Annotated in this window: 22 protein-coding genes; 9 read left to right on the top strand and 13 right to left on the bottom strand. The window is 60.8% G+C overall.

The window, feature by feature from the left end:
• Positions 1-25 precede the first annotated feature (25 nt).
• From treS to QP999_RS00870, 6 genes are all read right to left on the bottom strand, one after another.
• A complete protein-coding gene (treS, locus tag QP999_RS00895) occupies positions 26-1528 on the bottom strand; it encodes a maltose alpha-D-glucosyltransferase (RefSeq protein WP_284847391.1) in 1503 nt (500 codons plus the stop codon).
• Positions 1525-1710, bottom strand: a complete 186-nt coding sequence (locus tag QP999_RS00890; protein WP_070446358.1) for a hypothetical protein — start codon at positions 1708-1710, stop codon at positions 1525-1527. Before QP999_RS00890 ends, treS begins: the two co-directional genes overlap by 4 nt.
• Positions 1710-2531 (bottom strand): carbohydrate ABC transporter permease, encoded by an 822-nt coding sequence (locus QP999_RS00885; protein WP_070446356.1) that lies wholly within the window; start codon positions 2529-2531, stop codon positions 1710-1712. The genes QP999_RS00890 and QP999_RS00885 overlap by 1 nt, the downstream gene beginning before the upstream one ends.
• A complete protein-coding gene (locus QP999_RS00880; RefSeq protein ID WP_070710888.1) occupies positions 2528-3505 on the bottom strand; it encodes a carbohydrate ABC transporter permease in 978 nt (325 codons plus the stop codon). Before QP999_RS00880 ends, QP999_RS00885 begins: the two co-directional genes overlap by 4 nt.
• Before the next feature lie 196 nt (positions 3506-3701).
• Positions 3702-4991 (bottom strand): ABC transporter substrate-binding protein, encoded by a 1290-nt coding sequence (locus QP999_RS00875; RefSeq protein WP_070446352.1) that lies wholly within the window; start codon positions 4989-4991, stop codon positions 3702-3704.
• Positions 4992-5116: 125 nt separating this feature from the next.
• Positions 5117-6106 (bottom strand): ABC transporter ATP-binding protein, encoded by a 990-nt coding sequence (locus QP999_RS00870; RefSeq protein WP_070446350.1) that lies wholly within the window; start codon positions 6104-6106, stop codon positions 5117-5119.
• Between the two features lie 48 nt (positions 6107-6154).
• Between QP999_RS00870 and QP999_RS00865 the strand changes: the two genes are divergently transcribed.
• The 3 genes from QP999_RS00865 (at position 6155) to QP999_RS00855 (ending at position 8502) form a co-directional block, all read left to right on the top strand.
• The gene (locus QP999_RS00865; protein WP_284847390.1) at positions 6155-6814 is read left to right on the top strand and encodes a hypothetical protein; all 660 of its coding nucleotides are present in this window, start codon (positions 6155-6157) and stop codon (positions 6812-6814) included.
• A gap of 42 nt (positions 6815-6856) precedes the next feature.
• Entirely contained in the window at positions 6857-7762 is a 906-nt protein-coding gene (locus QP999_RS00860) for a biotin--[acetyl-CoA-carboxylase] ligase (protein ID WP_284847389.1), read from the top strand.
• 296 nt (positions 7763-8058) lie between these two features.
• Positions 8059-8502, top strand: a complete 444-nt coding sequence (locus QP999_RS00855) for a hypothetical protein (protein WP_284847388.1) — start codon at positions 8059-8061, stop codon at positions 8500-8502.
• Here the strand turns inward: QP999_RS00855 and budA are convergent.
• Entirely contained in the window at positions 8499-9218 is a 720-nt protein-coding gene (budA, locus tag QP999_RS00850; protein WP_070446344.1) for an acetolactate decarboxylase, read from the bottom strand. The two genes, QP999_RS00855 and budA, sit on opposite strands and share 4 nt — an antisense overlap.
• Here budA and QP999_RS00845 point away from each other — a divergent pair.
• The gene (locus QP999_RS00845; protein WP_284847387.1) at positions 9204-10466 is read left to right on the top strand and encodes a 5-(carboxyamino)imidazole ribonucleotide synthase; all 1263 of its coding nucleotides are present in this window, start codon (positions 9204-9206) and stop codon (positions 10464-10466) included. The genes budA and QP999_RS00845 overlap by 15 nt on opposite strands.
• Positions 10467-10546: 80 nt before the next feature.
• Complete coding sequence (gene purE, locus QP999_RS00840; protein ID WP_284847385.1) at positions 10547-11047, top strand: 5-(carboxyamino)imidazole ribonucleotide mutase; 501 nt, start codon at positions 10547-10549, stop codon at positions 11045-11047.
• Here the strand turns inward: purE and QP999_RS00835 are convergent, their stop codons facing one another.
• Positions 11048-11941: a ribokinase gene (locus QP999_RS00835; protein ID WP_284847383.1), complete on the bottom strand. Its 894-nt coding sequence runs from the start codon at positions 11939-11941 to the stop codon at positions 11048-11050.
• Positions 11942-11972: 31 nt separating this feature from the next.
• Here QP999_RS00835 and QP999_RS00830 point away from each other — a divergent pair, with 31 nt between their 5' ends.
• Positions 11973-12443, top strand: coding sequence for a YdcF family protein (locus QP999_RS00830; RefSeq protein ID WP_284847382.1), 471 nt, complete (start codon positions 11973-11975; stop codon positions 12441-12443).
• Here QP999_RS00830 and QP999_RS00825 read toward each other — a convergent pair.
• A complete protein-coding gene (locus tag QP999_RS00825; RefSeq protein ID WP_284847381.1) occupies positions 12424-12873 on the bottom strand; it encodes a hypothetical protein in 450 nt (149 codons plus the stop codon). The genes QP999_RS00830 and QP999_RS00825 overlap by 20 nt on opposite strands.
• 38 nt (positions 12874-12911) lie before the next feature.
• Positions 12912-13952 (bottom strand): RNase H family protein, encoded by a 1041-nt coding sequence (locus tag QP999_RS00820; RefSeq protein ID WP_284847380.1) that lies wholly within the window; start codon positions 13950-13952, stop codon positions 12912-12914.
• Between the two features lie 93 nt (positions 13953-14045).
• Between QP999_RS00820 and QP999_RS00815 the strand changes: the two genes are divergently transcribed.
• Complete coding sequence (locus QP999_RS00815; RefSeq protein ID WP_010189329.1) at positions 14046-14540, top strand: RNA polymerase sigma factor; 495 nt, start codon at positions 14046-14048, stop codon at positions 14538-14540.
• On the top strand, positions 14533-15582 hold the full coding sequence (locus tag QP999_RS00810) for a hypothetical protein (protein ID WP_284847379.1): 1050 nt from the start codon (positions 14533-14535) through the stop codon (positions 15580-15582). Before QP999_RS00815 ends, QP999_RS00810 begins: the two co-directional genes overlap by 8 nt.
• Here the strand turns inward: QP999_RS00810 and QP999_RS00805 are convergent.
• Complete coding sequence (locus QP999_RS00805; protein ID WP_010189326.1) at positions 15579-16136, bottom strand: TetR/AcrR family transcriptional regulator; 558 nt, start codon at positions 16134-16136, stop codon at positions 15579-15581. The two genes, QP999_RS00810 and QP999_RS00805, sit on opposite strands and share 4 nt — an antisense overlap.
• Before the next feature lie 120 nt (positions 16137-16256).
• Between QP999_RS00805 and QP999_RS00800 the strand changes: the two genes are divergently transcribed.
• The gene (locus QP999_RS00800) at positions 16257-17432 is read left to right on the top strand and encodes an acyl-CoA dehydrogenase family protein (protein ID WP_284847378.1); all 1176 of its coding nucleotides are present in this window, start codon (positions 16257-16259) and stop codon (positions 17430-17432) included.
• Positions 17433-17565: 133 nt separating this feature from the next.
• Here QP999_RS00800 and QP999_RS00795 read toward each other — a convergent pair whose 3' ends face one another.
• Both QP999_RS00795 and QP999_RS00790 read right to left on the bottom strand, forming a co-directional pair.
• A complete protein-coding gene (locus QP999_RS00795) occupies positions 17566-18168 on the bottom strand; it encodes a DDE-type integrase/transposase/recombinase (protein WP_070523112.1) in 603 nt (200 codons plus the stop codon).
• Between the two features lie 93 nt (positions 18169-18261).
• Positions 18262-18972, bottom strand: a complete 711-nt coding sequence (locus QP999_RS00790) for an IS6 family transposase (RefSeq protein WP_005326899.1) — start codon at positions 18970-18972, stop codon at positions 18262-18264.
• Between the last annotated feature and the right edge of the window lie 136 nt (positions 18973-19108).

Below are 19108 nucleotides of genomic sequence, written 5' to 3'. Positions count from 1 at the left end.
TATGAGGTGAGAAACGAGCGCCTTTTTAAGCCTCAATGGGCAGCCAGGCGTAGCCATAGGGCCCGAGCTCCACAGGGCCTAGGTCGACGGTCTGATCCGTGAAGTTATGGAGGCACAACAACTCACCGCGCTGGAATCCCAGAACGCCCGTCTGACCGGTTTCCACGGCTTCGAAAGGTGCGGTGCCGAGTTCCGGATGTGCCTTACGCTGCTGGATTAGACCGCGGAGGCGGTGGAGGAGCGAGGAGTCGTCGGCAAGCTGCTCTTTCACTGAGACCCCTACGCCGCCGACGATGGGACGGCGCGGGTGAGCGGATGTAGTGAAACCTGCGCCCTCACCGGGCTCCCATTGCATGGGCGTGCGCACGGCATCGCGGTCGGGCAATTCGGGGGCATCGTTCATACCAATCTCATCGCCGTAATACAGGAAGGGCGCACCCGGCAGCGTCATGAGTAGTGAATAAAAAAGCTCAATCTTGCGGTAATCATTGCCCAACAGCGGCGCGAGGCGCCGCGCGATGCCCACGTGGGCGCGCATCTGCTCATCCGGCAGGTAGTGCTCGTACATGATGGCGCGCTGGTCCTCGTCGACCATTTCTAGGGTCAGCTCGTCGTGGTTGCGCAGGAAGGTGCCCCACTGACAACCCTGGGGAAGCTCCGGAAGCTCCGCCATGATGTCGTAGACCGGTGTGGCGTCCCCCAGCGCGAGGGCTTGGTAAAGCCGCGGCATCACTGGGAAGTTGAACACCATGTGGAAGCGATTGCCCGTGCCATAAAACTCCATGGTTTCTTCGGGCGGCTGGTTAGCCTCCGCGATCATGATGGCCTCGGGGTAATTCTCGTCGATGAAGGCGCGGACCTTCTCCACAAACTCGACCGTCTCCGGCAGAGACTCGCCGCCCACCCCATCACGCTCGTACAGGTAGGCGATGGCATCGAGGCGGAAGCCGTCCACGCCCTTATCTAGCCAGAAGGAAAGAATCTTGAATACTTCCTCGTGGACCTTCGGGTTGTCGTAGTTTAGGTCCGGCTGGTGTGAGTAGAAGCGGTGGAAGTAGTACTGCTTGCGCTCCGGGTCCCATGCCCAATTCGAGGTTTCCGTATCGGTGAAGATAATGCGGATCTCGGGGTAGCGCAGGGGATCATCGCCCCACACGTAATAGTCACCGTAAGGGCCTTCCGGATCGGTGCGGGAGGCCTGGAACCACGGATGATCGGTAGAGGTGTGGTTGAAAGCCAAATCCGTCATGAGGCGCATGCCACGAGCGTGAAGTTCGGTGACGAGCTCGTCAAAGTCTTCCATCGTGCCGTAGTCAGGGTGAATGGAGTAGTAGTCGGCGATGTCATAGCCGTCATCGCGCAGCGGGGAGGGATAGAAGGGGGAGAGCCACAGGCAGTCCACTCCGAGCCACTTGAGGTAATCCAGCTTCTCAATAACTCCACGTAGCGTGCCAACGCCTTCGCCGTGGGTGTCCTTGTACGAGCCCACGAGGGCCTGGTAGAAAATGGCGTTATCGTGCCAGGTCATCGGAGATCCTTCCGTTTGGCCCGCCACAGCAGAAACTCCGCCAGGCACAGCGCGCCCGCCAGGAGCCCCGGCCAGATGGCGGGGGAGGGGTGAAAAAGATTGAGGACTGCTTGCACCAGCGCCAGGAAGGCAAAGAAGCCAACGAATCCCAGCGCGGTGTCCCATAGCAGTTCACGGCGCATTAAGCCTTGACACCTCCGGCGGTGAGGCCGGCGACGATGCGGTGCTGGAAGATGAGCACCATGATGATGAGCGGAACCGTTACCAGCGCGCCCGCGGCCATGGTGGCGGCATAGGGGTACTCGAAGGCCGAGGGGCCCGAGAAACGCGCGATAGCCACGGTCACCGGCTCAGTAGCAGTGGTGGATAGCTGCTTGGCCAGCATGAACTCGTTCCACGTTGTGATGAAAGCGATGATGGCGGTGGTAAACAGCGCGGGCGCGGCCAGGGGCAGGAGCACGAGGCGGAAAGCTTGACCGCGGGAAGCGCCGTCCACGCGGGCAGCTTCCTCCAGCTCCCAGGGCAGCTGACGGAAGAAGCTCAGCAGCGTGTAGACAGTCAGGGGCAGCGCGAAGGAGATATTCGGAATGATCATCGCGCGGTAGGTGCCAATCCACTCGAGGTTGCCAAAGAGCTGGAAGAGCGGGGTCACCAACGCGATGGCCGGGAACATCGAGGCGGCCAGGATGATGCCGGTGACGATACCTTTTCCAGGGAAGTCGTAGCGAGCTAGCGCATAGGCGGTGAACACGCCGATGAGGACTGCGACAGCGGTCGTGGCTAGGGAGATAAGCAAAGAGTTCCCCAGTGCGTTGAGGAAGTCATTGCCCTTGTCTGTTGCCAGTGCATCCCGGAAGTTGTCCAAGGTCACGTGCGTGGGCCACGGGGTGGTGTCGAAGGTATGGGACTTGTGCCGCAAGGCGGTGACAACCATCCAGTAGAAGGGCGCGAGCCCCCAGAACATGATGAAGAGGATGCCGAGGTAGTGGCCAAGCTTTTTCATGACTTCTTCTCCTTCTTCTGGCGAGCAGTACCGGAGATATCAGCGCCGAGGAAGCGGACGAGGATGAACGCGACGGTGAAGATAAGCAGGAAGATGAGTGTGGACAGCGCGGAGGCTGAGTTGAAGTGGCCCTGGCGCATGTCTTCCACCACCAGCTGGGAAATGGTGGCCGTCGGCGCGTTGGAGGAAGCGGAGATCATGATGACCGGCAGGTCGTACATACGCAGCGCATCCAGCGTGCGGAAGAGGATGGCCACCATGAGTGCTGGCCGCACCAGTGGCAGGGTGATGGTGAAGAAGGTTTGGATACGCGAGGCGCCGTCCACGCGTGCTGCGTCATAGACATCGCGCGGAATCATCTGCAGGCCTGCCAGGATGAGCAGTGCCATGAACGGGGCGGTCTTCCACACATCAGCGATAATCACCGCGAGGCGGGCATAGAACGGGTCCGTGGTCCATGCGATGCGCGAGCCGATGAGCGCGTTAACGATGCCATCCGGTGCAAACATGAACTGCCATAGCTTCGCGGTGACTGCGGTGGGAATGGCCCAGGGAACCAGCACCGCCGCGCGCACGAGGCCGCGACCGCGGTATTCGCCGTTCATCACCAGCGCCATGAACATGCCCAAAATCGTTTCCAGGGTCACCGTGACCACGGTGAAAAAGAGCGTGATCTTAAGTGCCGGCCAGAAATCAGTAGCGATGACGCCATCCGGGCACGTGCTGGCCTGGCCGGTGGCAGACATGCAGCGATTAGTGATCCAGTACAGGTAGTTCTCGAGGCCTGCGAATGCGCCTTCCTCGAATACACCCGTGGTCGGGTTAAGCCGCTTGTTGCCCTGGAAGGACAACATCACAGCGCGCACGATGGGATAGCCGATGACCACGGCCAGCGCTATCAGCGCCGGCGCGATGAGCGCAGCAACGCGCAGATACTGTCTGCGGGGCTGCGCGGTAGGCGGTGCTCCAGCCATGCGGTGCCTGCCTTTCTGATTTATAGGGGAGGGGGTTATCGGGGGTTGGGGAAAATCATAGCGGGTGGCGTAGACATCCTCTGGACATCCTCTGCGCGCGAGCACCTTGATGCCCATTGGTTTAAATCCAGATCAAAGAAGGAGGCGCGGGCAAGTCACGTGGACTTACTCGCGCCCCCATTTCACGCTGGGAAGATTAACCCTGGGAGGCTGCCTCGATGGCGGCCTTCATGTCCTTCGTAGCGTCATCGACGGACTTGTCAGCGGTCAGAGCCGCGTAGGCGTTATCCTGCACGGCCTTGGAGATGGCGGTGTAGAACGGGGAGACCGGACGCGGCGCGGCGTTCTCCAGGGATTCCTTCAGAGCCGGAAGGTACGGGAACTCCTCGACGAGGGACTCATCGTCGTAGATGGAGGCCAGCACCGGCGGGAAGGAAGCCTCAGCGAAGGACTTCTGGTTCTCCTCGTTGATGATGAACTTCATGAAATCCAGGGCCGTAGCCTTGTGCTCGGAGTTGATGTTGATGCCGTTGTTGTAGCCACCGAGGGTGGAGACACCGACTCCGTCCTTGCCCACCAGCGGCTGGACCTCAAACTTCACGCCAGCCTCTTCGGAATTGGTGTACATGTACGGCCAGTTGATGGCAAAAGCGGTCTTGCCCTCAGTGAAAGCGAGGTTGGTCTCCTCCTCCGTTGTGGCGGTGGAGTCCTTGGAGATGGTGCCGTCTTCGTAGGCGTCGACAAGCGCCTGCAGGCCTTCCTTGGCCTCGTCGGAGTCAACAGCGATGTTGCCCTCATCATCCAAGATGGAGCCGCCCCAGCCCTCGATGAAGCCGGCGGTGTTGACGGTGAGGCCCTCGTACTGCTTGAGCTGCGTGGTCAGGCAGGAAGCATCATCCTTGAGAGCCTCGCAGGCAGAAGCGATGTCTGCGAACTTCTCCGGAGCCTTGTCCGCCAACTCAGTGTTGCGGAAGAGCAGCTGGCCGTTGGTGTTCTGCGGCAGCGCGTAGAGGGTGTCGTTGTAGGTGGCGGACTCCACGGTGGGCTCCAGCAGTCCGGAGGTGTCCACCTCAAGGTCACCGGTTAGCGGTGCCAGCCACTGGTTAGCGGCGAAGTCCGCGGTCCAGACCACGTCCAGCGCCATGACGTCGTAGTCGGAGTTGCCCGCCTGCAGGGACTGCACGAGGGTCTCGCGCTGAGCGTCGGCCTCGCCGGCGAGCTCCTTGAGCTCGACCTTCTCATCTGGGTGCTCGGCGTTCCATGCCTCGATGATGGGCGTGATCTTGTCGGTATCGTTTTTGCCCATGGCGAAGGTGATGGGGCCGCGGCCGTCACCATCAGTCGAGGAGGCATCGGAGCCAGTGCTTGACGACGATCCCTCGTCGCTCGAGGAGCAACCCGCCAAGGTCAGTGCGAGTGCAGCGGTGGTGACGACAACGCCGCGGCGGACAGAACGTAGCGAGCTGGGGAGGAAGGGCTTCTTCATTGAATATTCACCTTTCGGAAAACTTCTGATGACTACAAAATAGGGGATCATCCCCACACTGCACGTGGTTTTGGCTTTTAATTCACTTCAAACGGGGGTGAAATCACCCCTGTCCGTGGTGTTTCTTAAGCCTCAATACGCTGGCCGGTCTCCGGATCGAAGCGGTGAGCCTCGCGGGGGTTAAAGGTCAGCACGACGTTCTCACCACGCTGCGGAACGTTGTCGCTCGCGCGGGCGACGAAGCGCTGCTCGCCCACCATGACGTAGACGAAGGACTCAGAGCCCAGCTCTTCCACGAACTCCACCGTGCCTTGGAAGCCAATCGGCCCCTTATTGATGAACATTTTTTCCGGGCGAACGCCGACGCGTCCGCCGTTGTAGTCGAAGATGTTCATCGCGGGGGAACCGATGAAACCGGCGACGAATTCGTTAGCGGGAGCGTCGTAGAGCTCGCGCGGTGGCGCGACTTGCTGCAGAACACCGTCCTTGAGCACGGCCACGCGGTCACCCATGGTCATGGCCTCCACCTGGTCGTGGGTGACGTAGACAGTGGTGGTGCCGAGACGCTGTTGGAGGCTGGCCAGCTCCGCGCGGGTTTGCACGCGCAGCTTAGCGTCGAGGTTAGACAGGGGCTCATCCATGAGGAAGGCCTTCGGCTCGCGCACGATGGCGCGGCCCATGGCCACGCGCTGACGCTGACCACCGGAGAGGTCTTTGGGCTTGCGCTGCAGGTACTCCGTCAGCCCAAGGGTCTTCGCTGCTTCTTCTACTTTGGCTTTGATTTCAGCCTTGGGCATCTTGGCCAGCTTGAGGGCGAAGCCCATGTTCTGGGCAACGGTGAGGTGCGGGTAGAGCGCGTAGTTCTGGAAGACCATGGCGATATCGCGATCGCCTGGCTCAAGGCCCGTGACGTCTTTGCCGTCAATAAGGATGCGGCCGCTGGAGACCGGCTCCAGCCCCGCGAGGGCGCGCAGCGTGGTGGACTTACCGCAGCCGGACGGGCCGACGAGGACCAGAAACTCGCCATCCGCAATCTCGAGATTGAGGTCTTTGACCGTGGGTTTCTCGGCACGGGGATAGGTAATGCCGACGTTCTCAAAAGTGACCTTTGCCATGGACACACACTAGCACCTGGCGGCAGGTGCATTAGGCTGGAATTCACTATGAAGAAGTTCGCTCCTCTCCTCGCGCTGCTCTTGGTCGGTTGCTCCAGCACGGAGTCCGCTGAGTCCTTTGCGCCACTGACAACCGTTTCTACTGGGACCGCTGATGCGTCTTCGGCATCTTCGGAGACTACGACGGAGTCATCGACCTCCACTACCAAATCTTCTTCGGAAGAGCCTTCCCCGACAATGCCTTCGAAGGAATCTGCGACGTCATCGCCGGCCACTGCGTCCGAAGAAGCCCACCGCGATACCGTGTTCCGCGCTATTTTTGCGGATACCGTCGATGCGTCTGAGGTCCGCTCACAGTTGGTGGACAACGGCCATATTGACCGCTCCACCATGCGCGCCAGCATGAAGGGGATGGGGCTGGAGGTCTCGGACTCGGAATTGCAGGAATATGGCGAGTGGGTCTGTGAGTGGGTCACCCCAGCAACCCGCTATGTGCTGGTAACCGAAGGAAAGCCGGATAGCCTCGGGGCGCAAGACCGCGCGGACTATGACAAATTGATTGGGGATACTGTTTCTTTCTTGGCGGATACACGGCAGATCACCGTGACACCTGAGCAGGTTACTCACGCGTTGCCGCAGGCGGTGCTGACTACCTGTCTTGACGATGCTACTGCCCGCACAATTCTGGCCAATCCGGATTACTTTTAGTTACTGCTAGGAGGCCGTGGCCCGGCGGGTAACCTGGGGTGCATGACTGCACTTGATATGGACCGAATTCGCGAAGCGCTGGGCGGCGACTTCGCTGTCATCGATTACACAGAGTCCACTGGCTCCACCAATACCGATCTCATGCAGGCCGAGAAGGTGGCTGATGGCACCGTACTGCTGGCCAACGAACAGGTGTCCGGCAAAGGCCGCTTGGGCCGCCAGTGGGTGAGCCCGGCGGGGGCGCAGCTTATCTTTTCCGTGCTGATCCTCCCGGATTCGCTTGATCACCTTGGCACCCTGCCCCTGGCCGCCGGCTTGGCCGTGACCGACTCGGTCGAGGGTGCGGTGCTCAAGTGGCCGAATGATGTGCACATCGATGGCAAGAAGCTGTGTGGCATCCTCGCTGAAGCCGGCCCTGTGGGGGAGGCCTTCAAATCTGCTCCGAAGACCGAAGTTTCCAAGGCTGAAATCAACAAGGCCGAAGTGAACAAGGCAGAGGTGAACAAAGCAGAGATTAATAAGGCTGAGATCAACAAAGCTGAGGTCAGCAAAGCTGAAGTCGCCCCCAAGACTCAGTCTGCGAATCCGCCTTCAGCCCGCGTAGTCGTGGGCATGGGCATCAACGTCACCCTGACCCGTGAGGAACTGCCCATCGAGGCCGCGACGTCCCTCGCACTCGAAGGGCTCGATACCGACCGCACTGAGCTGGCCATCACCGTGCTGAAGAACCTGCGCCACCGCATCACCCAGTGGGAGAAGCAGGATCCGCAGCTCATGGCTGATTACCGCAAGGTCTGCTCTTCGATCGGGCAGGAAGTCCGCCTCGAAGCTCCGACCGGCGACGTCATCGGCACCGTCGAGGGCGTGGCAGATGACGGACGCATTAACGTCGGCGGCGAGTACTACTCCGCGGGCGATGTCATCCACCTGCGCCCGGCTGATAACTAAGTCGGCGTGCGACTTTTCTACGGCTCCTCCTAGCGGGCATGACTAGGGCACTCATCCAGGACACTCAGCTACGGTGCTTTCCACACGGCATCTATCAAATGGCATTAGTCAAAAGGCGTCTTTGCCCCTGAAAACGCCATCTACAGACCCGCAAGAGGTGTCTTTGGCCCCAAAGGCACCTTTTGACTAATGCCTTCTGTGAGATGCCATTTGCGGTCCGTTGCCAAAATAACCCAGAGCCAGCCGTGGGCAGGGGAGGAATGGGGTGAACGTGGACGGGAGGTACCATGAGCCCCATGAACCTCATGCAGATGGGCCGCGGCGAAGTTGTTCGCGCGGACATGACCGCTCCCTTTCGGACGCTGCTCTTTCCTTTTCTAGAGCTCGTCGTGATTACCGGGGTGTGCTGGATTGCCATCGGCTGGTGTGACTATAACGGCATTGACTTGGCGCTTCGCAATGGTTTAGTAGCTCTATGGGCCCTACTTGCTGCCTGGCGCTTCGTCCTTCCCTTGGTGAAAGCCCGCCGTAAGCGCTTCATCGTGACCAACCTGCGCGTCATCGCCCGCGAAGGCAAGCGCGTCGATTCCATCCCGCTCACCGATATCCGCGGTGCGCGCCGCCGTCGCGGCGGGATTTCGCTGGCACTCCACGGATACGAGAAGCCGATGTATTTCCCATCCATCCCTAAAGCCAAGCGCGTCGAGGATATCCTCAACGAACAACCGGTCTGGGGTTAGTCCTTAATCTCCGTCGTGTGTAGCTGCTGGTCCAAGTCATCAGGGGCTAGGTTGGCGGAGCGGAACTCGTGGGTCAGCGGCAAGCGCAGATCCAGGTCCGTGCCAGGGCAGAGCTCAATGGTGGCCTCATCCACCGTGTAGTCCAGCACGTGCCCGCCGGAGGTGCGCGCAGCGTCAATAAAGTGCACGTGGCAGCCCGGCACCGAAATACCCTTCTCAAACACCGGTGTGCGGAAACCACCGATGATGCCTTCGACGTTTTCAAAGCGCAGTTCCTTATCGCCGCCCACGGCCTGCGCCATCGGCGGATAAGGCTTGCTCTGCTTGACCACCGTGCGGGTAACCACGTTGCTGAAGCGGCCGGTGATGCGCACCGCGTACATGTAGTTGGCGGAAGGCTCCACCTCATCGATGAAGGCCGAAAGCTCCTCGCGCTTCAATCCCTTGGGCGCGGCCACCTTAATACGGGGGACGAAGTTCGTGGCCACCGCGAAGGGGGTTCCCTGGTCCAAGTCCGCTACCGTCGCGGTGCCATCGCCGCGTAGCTGGTAGCACACGCCGTCGAGGATAATCATCTCCCCATCCAGCGCATCGAAGGTGCCGATGCCAAAATTGCCTTTGCCCAAGAGCTCGCCGATGGTCATTTCGCCGTCGTAAATGCCATCCAACAGCGCGGTCATGAGGGAGTTCTGAAAGATGGTATGCCGGACGATCATGGCCCCAAGGCTAGTATTGAAAGGGTGAGTGAACAACACAAACCCCTCGTTACTGTTTATGGAGACGGCCAGCTTGCACGCATGATGCAGCCGGCCGCCGCAGAGCTCGACATCAGCTTGCGCGTGCTGGCCTCCGCGCCAGACAAGTCCGCCGCACAGGTGATCCCGGATGTGGTGCTCGGTGACTACCACGATCTCGACGTGCTCACCGCCGCCGCGGAAGGCGCGGATGCAATTACCTTTGAGCACGAGCACGTACCCACGGAGCACGTCGAGCGTCTCATTGCCGACGGCTTCAACGTCCAGCCCCAGCCTTCCGCTCTCCTCTACGCGCAGGACAAACTGTTCATGCGCCAGAAGCTGTCCGAGCTGGGCGCCCCGGTGCCGCGCTTTGCATCCATCGAATCGGTGGAGGATGCACGGGACTTCGCCGCGCTTGTCGACGGTTCCGTGTGCCTCAAAGCCCGCCGCGGCGGCTACGACGGCCATGGCGTGTGGTTCCCGTCCGCGGAGGAGCTGGAGCCGCTGGTAGAGGAGCTCCTCGCAGCAGGCACCCCGCTTATGGCTGAGGAAAAAGTTTCCCTTACCCGCGAGCTGTCCGTGCTCGTCGCCCGCCGCCCCTCCGGCGAGGTCAAGGCCTGGCCGGTCACCGAGTCCGTGCAGCGAGATGGCATCTGCGCCGAGGCTTTTGCCCCAGCGCCGAACGTTTCGCCGGAGTTAGCGGAACGCGCCATGCAGGTGGGCATCAAGGTAGCCACTGAGCTTGGTGTGACAGGTGTGCTGGCGGTGGAGCTCTTCGCCTTCGCCACGAAGCAAGACGCAGGCTGCATCATCGCGTCTGCTTCAGGAGCCCCGGGAGCGGTCGTGGAAGAGGACATCGCCGTCAACGAGCTGGCTATGCGCCCGCACAACACCGGCCACTGGACCCAGGATGGTTGCGTGACCTCTCAGTTTGAACAGCACCTGCGCGCCGTGTTGGACCTGCCGCTGGGCTCCACCGCGGCGCTTGCTCCGGTTACCGTTATGGCTAACGTGCTGGGAGCCGAGGAGGATCCGCAGATGCCCATGCCGCAGCGCGTCCGCGAAGTCATGGAGCGCTACCCGCAGGCGAAGATCCACCTCTACGGCAAGGACCACCAGCCGGGTCGCAAGATCGGCCACGTCAACGTCGTTGGTGAGGACGTGGAGGAAACCCGCCGCATTGCCCACGATGCCGCCCACTTTCTCGTCCACGCGCTTTGGGCTTAAACCCACCGCGCACTCTTCAGACCAATGCGCGCTCTTAAGACCACAGCGAGCTTAAACGCTAGTAAAGAAGGAGATTTTTCATGGAACCACTCGTCGGCCTGATCATGGGATCCGATTCCGATTGGCCCACCGTCAAGCCCGCAGCCGAGGTGCTCGCCGAGTTCGGCGTGCCCTTTGAGGTGGGCGTCGTTAGTGCGCACCGCACCCCAGAAAAGATGCTGGCTTATGCCAAGTCTGCTCATGAGCGCGGGCTCAAAGCCATCATCGCCTGTGCTGGTGGTGCGGCCCACCTGCCGGGCATGGTCGCCGCGGCCACGCCGCTGCCGGTCATCGGCATTCCGCGCGCGTTGAAGGATCTCGATGGTCTCGATTCACTGCTGTCCATCGTGCAGATGCCGGGTGGAGTTCCGGTAGCCACCGTGTCCATCGGTGGTGCGAAGAATGCGGGCCTGCTTGCTGTGCGCATCCTCTCCGCGGGCGACTCAGCACTGGTTGAGAAGATGGCGGCCTACCAAGAGAACATGGCCGCCGAAGTACAAAAGAAGGATGAGAACCTGCGTTCCCAGCTCCTCGGTGAGTAACTAGGCGGGCAACTCACTTGTCAGATCCGGGTAGGAGGCCTGCGCGCCGGGGCCCGTGACGGTAAAGGCCCCGACCCGCGCGGCGAAGCGTGCGGCATCCACCAGCGAATCACCCTCCAGCAAGCGGGCACACAGCGCGCCGGCAAAGGCATCGCCCGCGCCCGTCGTATCGACCGCGGTGACCTGCGGGGAGGGAACTTCCACAAGGTCAGCCCCCTCGGCCACAAGCGCCCCGCGTGCGCCTAGCGTGAGGACCACTGAGGCAAAGCCGGCTTTGCGCAACCGTTGTGCCAGCTCCTCTGGGGTGCCCTCGCCACTAAGGCCCAGCTGCTCCAAGATGAGCCCGGCCTCGTGTTCATTGGCCAGTAGCGGATCGGCGCGCAGGAGTGCGTCTTTATCCACTTCGATGACCGGTGCGAGATTCACCACTACTCGCCCCGTGGCCAGCTCGATTGCCTTGGCAAAACCTTCCGCCGGTATCTCGCCTTGGAGCAGGATGAGCTCTGATTCCGTGAGAGGGGAGGAGTGCGTGGTGACGAAGGGAGCGTCCACAAGCGCATTAGCGCCCGGCACCACGATGATGGTGTTTTCGCCCTGCTCATCCACGGTGATGACGGCCAGCCCTGTCACCTCTTCGCTGGCTTCAACGTGCGTGAGGTCTACGCCGCTGGACTGCAAGTAGCGCATCGCGGGCGCGGCATAAGCATCGCTGCCGACCGCACCGACGAAGCTCACCTGCGCACCCAGCCGGGCAGCCGCGACCGCCTGGTTCGCTCCTTTGCCGCCTGCGGTGATGGTGCCGCCGCTACCTAAGAGGGTTTCGCCCGGCTGGGGATGCCGCGCGGTGTGGACCACGAGGTCAGCATTGATGGAACCGACTACGCACATGCTCATGCTGACCAGTATGCACGCTAAGCTAGCGGGCATGCAGTTTCCGCTTCTGGTGTTGGGCGCGCGCGTCGAGGGCGGTGAGCCCGGATCACTGCTGTGCAGCCGGTTGGACCGCGCGGTGGTGATGGCTCGCCTGTTGCCGGAGGAGCCGATTATCGTGTCCGGCTTCGGGGAGGCGGAGCCGATGGCACGCTACCTCATCGAACGCGGTATTCACCCAGAGCGGATTCTCCTCGAACCACTCGCTACTAGCACCAACGAGAACCTCGAGCGCGCCCATGCGCTGTGCCCGGAATACACCTATTTCCGCGTTGTGACCAATGACTTCCACGTGCTGCGCACCCGCATGTGGGCCTGGCACCTAGGGGTTCGCGTTCACATGCACGGCGTGCGGACCCCGCGGAAAGACCGATGGTGGAACTATCTGCGCGAGGTGGTGGCGACTCCGCATTCGCTGCTGCGCATCGTGTGGCGGCGGGTGATGGCTAGGCGCCGAAGAACATGAGCACGATGGCAATCATCCAAATGACAAACCAGTGGCGCTTTTGCGGAGTGGTCGGGTTGGCTTTCTGCTGCAGCGTCTTGAAGAAGTACCACGCTCCGGGCAGGGCGAAGCCAATGCCGGAGGCTACGTCGCCGTCAGTAATTCCGGTGAAGCCAATGAGCACCGAGAACAGACTGAGTAGACCCTTGAAAAGGGAGAAGCTGTGGATCGTGCCACCCGGTGAGTGCTGCTCAACGGAATAGTCCGGCAGGGGCGCTGGTGTGTATGCGCGCTCAGGCTCCGCAAAAGGCTCGACATAAGGCCCTGCGGACGGTGTCGCGGATGGTTTCGCGTGCGTCTCGTGCGCGGGCTCCTCGAAGGGATTAGCCCCGTGGCCGTTGATTGGCTTGGCCGGCTCCTCGAAGGGGTTGGAGTCAAAGGGATTGCTCATGCGATTCACACTAGGCCACTAGTACACCGAACCCCGAATTAGAGCTTGGCCAGCGTCTTCCGGATGCCTTCTTTCAGCGTTGCCCGCGATTGCTTCATCGGATGCGCAATCGCGCGCAGGCCCATATATGCAATTTGGTCCGCCGCTCGGTTCAGCGGATCACCAGCATGCCCCATCACGCGGCGAATGGTCACCGCGCAGACTCCCTCCACGTCATTCCACGCTTGCTGGAAGCGCGAGCGCGAACCTGAAGACAGCCCCCGCCACACGCCGCGGGAGCGCATCGCCTTCGAGCCCTTCTGCCGAATCTGCTCCACCGCTTCCAGAGCGGCTACTGAGTCCGACTCGATGATCGCCTTGGTCGCACCAACCTTGAGCAGGTACTTCAACGCCAACGTGAGAGATTCGAGCTCAAGCTCATCGGTGCCGGCCGTCGTCTTGCGCGTGCGCAACCGGTAGTCACCGTTGCTGGCCACGAAGCACATGGAGCCCTTAAACACCGTGTCCGAGGAGGCATCCGTGGCGATGCGTACGGTGGTGCCTTCGGGCCACGAGGAGGCCGTCGAGAAGTTCGGCCACCAGTGCGCCTTCGGCGTTTCTACCTTTACTACCTGCTTCTTGCGTGGGGCCTCGCCTTCTTTCTTCGCGCGGCGCGCGGTGATTCCAGCCTGCTTGCGGCGCACGGAGCTAGCGCTTTTCGACGCCCTATTCTCCTCCGCAAAACTCCCCGTCACGGTATAGCCGCGCTTTTCCAGCGCCGCCCGCAGCGCCGCTTGCCGGCGCCCAGTGACTATCCACTTGCGGCCCCGGATATTCTTCGTGGCCTTCTCCAATTCGCGGACGGCTACCTCAACGATATCGCCCTTTTTAATCTGGCCCTTGCGCACGAAGCGCGTTTTCTTGGTGTTAACGGCGATGACCCAGCCGTCGATTGTGCCATTCTCGGCGGAATCCCAGCGCTCATCCCACAGTGCAATAGCCACGTGCACGGGTGCTGAGATCATGTCCTTGGTGATCTTGCGCGTGCCGTAGGTGCGCGACTGCGTGCCCGTCAGGGCGGAGAGCTCAAGTGGTTCCATCCCCTTTAGTAAACCATTTAACCGCTTGCCTGTAACGCTGGGGCATCTGATGCAACATACTCAGTGAGCCCACAAACAATATGGAGTTATTTAGTGTCTGTCCTTACCTTGCCTGGTTCGCGCAAGCGGGAGTTTTCCCGCCTGTTTCGCGAGCACTACCCGGCAGTGCTGGCCTACCTGCGCCGCCGCGTCCCACCGAGTCACGCCGAAGAGTTGGCGGCCGACGTTTTCGAGCGAGCCTGGGCCGGCTTCGACTCCTTACGCGGCACGCCGCTGCCGTGGCTTTATGGCATCGCCCGCAACGTGATGCGCGAGTTCTACCGCACCCGCCGGGAGACGGAGAACCTCGACGATCATGAGCTGGAATCCTACGCCGGCTATGACGCTGTCGATGCCAACCTCGATATCACTCGCGCGCTGATGCAGCTGCCGCACGCAGAGCGCGAGATCCTCACCCTCCACGCTTGGGAGGGGCTCGACCATCCCGATATCGCCGAGGTTCTCGGCATTTCCCGCAATAACGTGCGCGTTCGCCTGCACCGCGCACGCACCCACCTTTCTGAACTCACAGGAGAAACCGATGCCTAACTCTCTCGATATGCTCCGCGCCGCCAATCCGGTTCCTGACACAGCGCTTGACGACGCCTCCCTCGCCCGCTCCGAAGACACCCTCGCAAAGATAACGAAGGGCCGCCCCACGTGGACCATAGCTGCAGCGTCCGTTGCGGTGCTCGCTCTCATCGGCGGAGCCTTCCCGCTGCTTAATAACTCGGAACCCGTGGCTTCGGCGGCAGAAGTTCTGACCCAGGCGGGCGAAGCCGCCGCTACTCAGCCTGATGCGGTGGATAAAGGCGTTACCGCGAAGGACTACATGAAGCGCGTCGACACCCTCGGCGATGCCACCGCGATCACCGAATATGCGGTGGATGCTGGCGGTGCCGTGGAGGTTTCCTCGCAGGGCGAGGTGCCAGGCTTTGATCCGCAGCCTTCCATCAGCCCGGAGGACCTGGTTATCGCTTCCGACCGTGCCGGTTTGGAGAAGTTGGCGGATTCCTTCCCCAATCGCGCACTGGGCGCGCTGGAGCTGCTGCTCCAGCCGGGCTTGAGTAGCGCGCAGCAAAAGATTGCCTATGACATGTTGGCGGAAGCGGATGGCAATGAGGTCGGCACCGTTGAAGGGGAGGGCGAAGACCAGCTGGTTACCGTGATTCGCGATGCCGACCAGGTCAGCTTCTCCGTCCTGCCCGCCACTGGTCAGCTGGTACGCGTAGTAGGCCTGGTGGGGCCAGACGTAGAAACCACCATCGATGCCACCGCGATCTTGGACTGCGTATCCGTCACGGGCCTGGAGGGTCCCGACCGCATCTCGCTGGCCTGCGCGGACAATAACTACCTAGTCAACGAACTGGACTGGCAGCGCTGGGGAGCCGATTCCGCGGAGGCGGACGGCGTGGCCATAGAGAATGACTGCGACCCCAACTGCGCGGAAGGAAAGTTTAACGAGGAGAAGGTAAAGGTGGTCGTCGATAAGCGCGTGGCCTGCGGCTACCATGCCGAGGTCTACTCTCGCGTGCGCGTGCAGTACCCAGATGGGCGTGAGGAAGAGCAGCAGATTGGCTGCGCGCCCTAGGTAAGTTGGCGCAGGGCGAACTGGCCGTACATGTCACCCAAAGCCTCGGCGGTATAGTCACCGTCGGGGCTGAACCATTGGGCCACGCCGATGCCCATATCGATGAGCGCCCAGCAGGCGATTTTGAGGTTTTCGGCGTGGAAATCGCCCTCGTTGACCACGGCCATCCAGCGCGCGACATAGTCGCGGCGCAGCTGCAGGACGACGGATTTGTGGGGTTCTTCGAGGTTGGTGAGCTCGTTGTTGACCACGCGGACGCGCCGGGCGTGGGTGGCGTGGTAAATGACGTGGGCTTTCATGGTGGCGACGAGCTTGTCGCGGGGATCGCTCAGCCCGGCGAGGCAGGCGGCGTTGGCGCGCAGCAGGTCCTCCATGGCGGTGATGGTGACCTCGGCGAGGAGTTCTTGCTTGGAGGAGAAGTGGTTATACAGGCTGGAGGCGCGCATGCCGACGGCTTTGGCGATGTCCTCCATGCCGGTGGCATGGTAGCCGCGCTGGTCAAAGAGGTCGAGTGCGGCGGCAGCGATTTGGTCGCGGCGTCTTTGGTTGGCCATGGCGGGCGTCCTCCTCAATGAGCTAATGGCGGTTAGTGTACAGGGCAACTGCTTGACAGGTGCCGAGATTCACGTCACAATTGTGGCTAATCGCCATTCGTATTACCTGGAGAAGCAACCATGTCCCACAACCTCTTCGAGTCCACCACTGATTTCCTGGGTGTCTTTGACAGCCTTTCTGAGGCCGATGCTGCGGGGTGGAAGCGCGCGGCGCAGTTCCGCGACTACTCCGACCCGGTGATTAACCGGCACTGGCAGGCCGCGGAGTATCCGCTGGACTTGGTTCAGCGTCTGGGGGAGCTGGACGTGATGACCGATGGGCTTTCGGTGGAAGGCCATGAACAGATGTCCACGCTTGGCGCTGGCTTGACGCTCATGGAAGTCACGCGTGCCGATGCTTCGATGGGCACGGTGATTGCGGTGCAGGCGGGGCTGGCCATGCGCTCAATTTCGATGCTTGGTTCTCCGGAACAGCAGGCTTCGTACTTGCCGCAGATGGCATCTTGTTCGCTGCTCGGTGCTTTTGGGCTGACCGAACCGGACCACGGCTCGGACTCCATCGCTTTGGAAACTACCGCGGTTCGCGATGGCGACGAATGGGTCCTCAACGGCGAGAAGAAGTGGATTGGCAACGGTGCCTCCGGCGGCATCACCATCATCTACGCCCGTATGGAAGACGGTAACGTCAGCGGTTTCATCGTCCCACAGGAAACCCCCGGCTACTCCGCTACCGTGATTGAAGGCAAGCTCTCCCTGCGTGCCATCCACCAGGCACACATCACGTTGACCGATTGTCGCATTCCCGCCGCCAACCAGCTTCCAGGTTGTCGCAGCTTCAAGGACGTTTCCCGCGTCCTGACCTCCACTCGCATTGGCGTGTCCTGGATGGCGCTTGGCTCTGCGGTGGCCTGCTATGAGACTGCCCGCTCGTACGTGCTCGAACGCGTCCAGTTCGGCCGCGAGCTGGCCAAAGCCCAAATCATCCAGCAGCGTCTGGCCAACATGGTCCTCGACCTCAGCCAGATGATGCTCACCTGCCGTGAGGTTTCCCAGCGCGAAGATGCTGGCACCTTGGCCCCGGAACAGGCCTCGGCGGCCAAACTCCACAACACGCGTGCCGCGCGGCGCATCGCCGCTGACGCCCGCGACATGCTCGGTGGAGTCGGCATCCTGCTGGAAAACGATATCGCTCGCCACTTCGCGGACATTGAGGCCATGCACACCTACGAGGGCACCGACACTGTGCAGTCCCTCATCATGGGCAGGAAGATTACGGGCTTCTCGGCCTATAAGTAACCAGCCGGCCGGGGATGTGGAAAGGCTCGCTTGGTGGTCCTTCTAGTTTGGTCCTCTTACTTTGGTCCCTTTGCCCTCGATCGGCGCCTGCCTTTGAGTTGTGAACATCCCCCTGTTTGACGTGGTTGTTACTTTACGCGCTCGATGTCTCGGGCGCTAGGGGTTTGCCGTTGTTGATTTCTACCGTTTTAGGTGGTGGCTTGTAGACGGATTTCCGGGGTCTGGGTCTGCGGTGCGGGTGCGTCGCGTAGTAGACGGTTTCCTTTGCTCGGCGATGTTCAAGGATGTCACGCCACGTGCCTGAATACACTTCACTAGGTGTGTATCCATTCAGCCCGCTGTGGCGGTCACGGTTATTGTATTCGTCGATAATCCTGCCGATGACTTTCTGCGCATGCTGGATATCATCATAGGTTTCTAACGCATAGCGGTGATGCTTGATTGTGCGATGTGATGACTCTTCAAATGGGTTGTCATTCGAAACATTCGGCCGAATTAATGACAGCTGCACGCCGTGTTCATCCAGCATGTCCTTCATCATGTGTGAGGTCATGACTTTGCCGTTGTCGGTGTGTACGACTTCAACGCTGTGACCGTTGAGCTCCTGGTCAGCAATGACTTGTTCAATCAGGCGTGTAGCGATGGTCTTTTCCTGTCGGTGTTGGACAGTCCATCCCACAACCTTGCGCGAGTACAAATCCAACGCTGTGTAAAGATGAAAGCCTTTAGCTGGCATGTACTATATATGATAGGTGCTGTTTCAAAGTTGGGCGGAGAGCCGAGACGACCCAGTTTCTCATTTCCTGATGGCCGCTGCGTGCTGGCGTTCTCAGGCCGTCTCGAAGACCCGGTTGACGATCACCGCGTCCGGATTGGGGTGCCCATAAGCAAACATCGTGCCCTGACCTTTCCGTAATGAATGCATCGCTTCCATCCCTTTCAACGTCCGGTAGGCGGAAATTCGGTTTTTGAACGCCCCCTTCGGTCCCAGGATTCTTTTAAGTCGGCCATGATCTCCCTCGAGAACGTTGTTCAGGTATTTCACCTGCCGGTGCTCCACCGTCTGAGGGCAGATTCCCTCCGCCTTCAGCTCGGATATTGCCTTGGCCAGAGCTGGTGCCTTGTCGGTGTTGATGACCCGCGGGGACCCGGCTGTCGTATTCGATCGTAGCGTCTTGGCCAGGAAACGCTTGGCCGCAGCCACATTCCGTTTTGGTGAGAGGTAGAAGTCTAAGGTCTGCCCACCGGCGGTAATAGCCCGGTAGAGATAGCACCACGTGCCGCCGACCCGGATATAGGTCTCATCCACCCGCCAGGACCGGGCCTGCCAGTCGGGTACCTGCCGGTACCAGCGAGTGTGCTTATCCAGCTCAGGGGCGTATTTCTGCACCCAGCGGTAGATCGTGGTGTGATCGACTGGCACACCCCGCTCGGTCATCATTTCTTCGAGGTCGCGGTAGCTCACGCCGTAGCGGCAGTACCACCGCACCGCCCACAGGATGATGTCACGGGGGAAATGCCGACCGGAGAAGATGCCCATGGCTCTGATTATTTCACGTCGGTCTTTCTACTGCCCCAACTTTGCAACAGCACCCCTCCTTGTAGTACTTTGATTAGGCTTACCTTGTTCACATAAGCTTGCTCCCGTTAAGATCATGGACTTTCACGCGTCAAGG

This window comes from Corynebacterium sp. MSK004 (assembly GCF_030232515.1).
Classification (GTDB): Bacteria; Actinomycetota; Actinomycetes; order Mycobacteriales; family Mycobacteriaceae; genus Corynebacterium; species Corynebacterium hesseae.
Note: the sequence above shows the minus strand (reverse complement) of the source record. Positions and strands in the feature narration are given on the sequence as shown.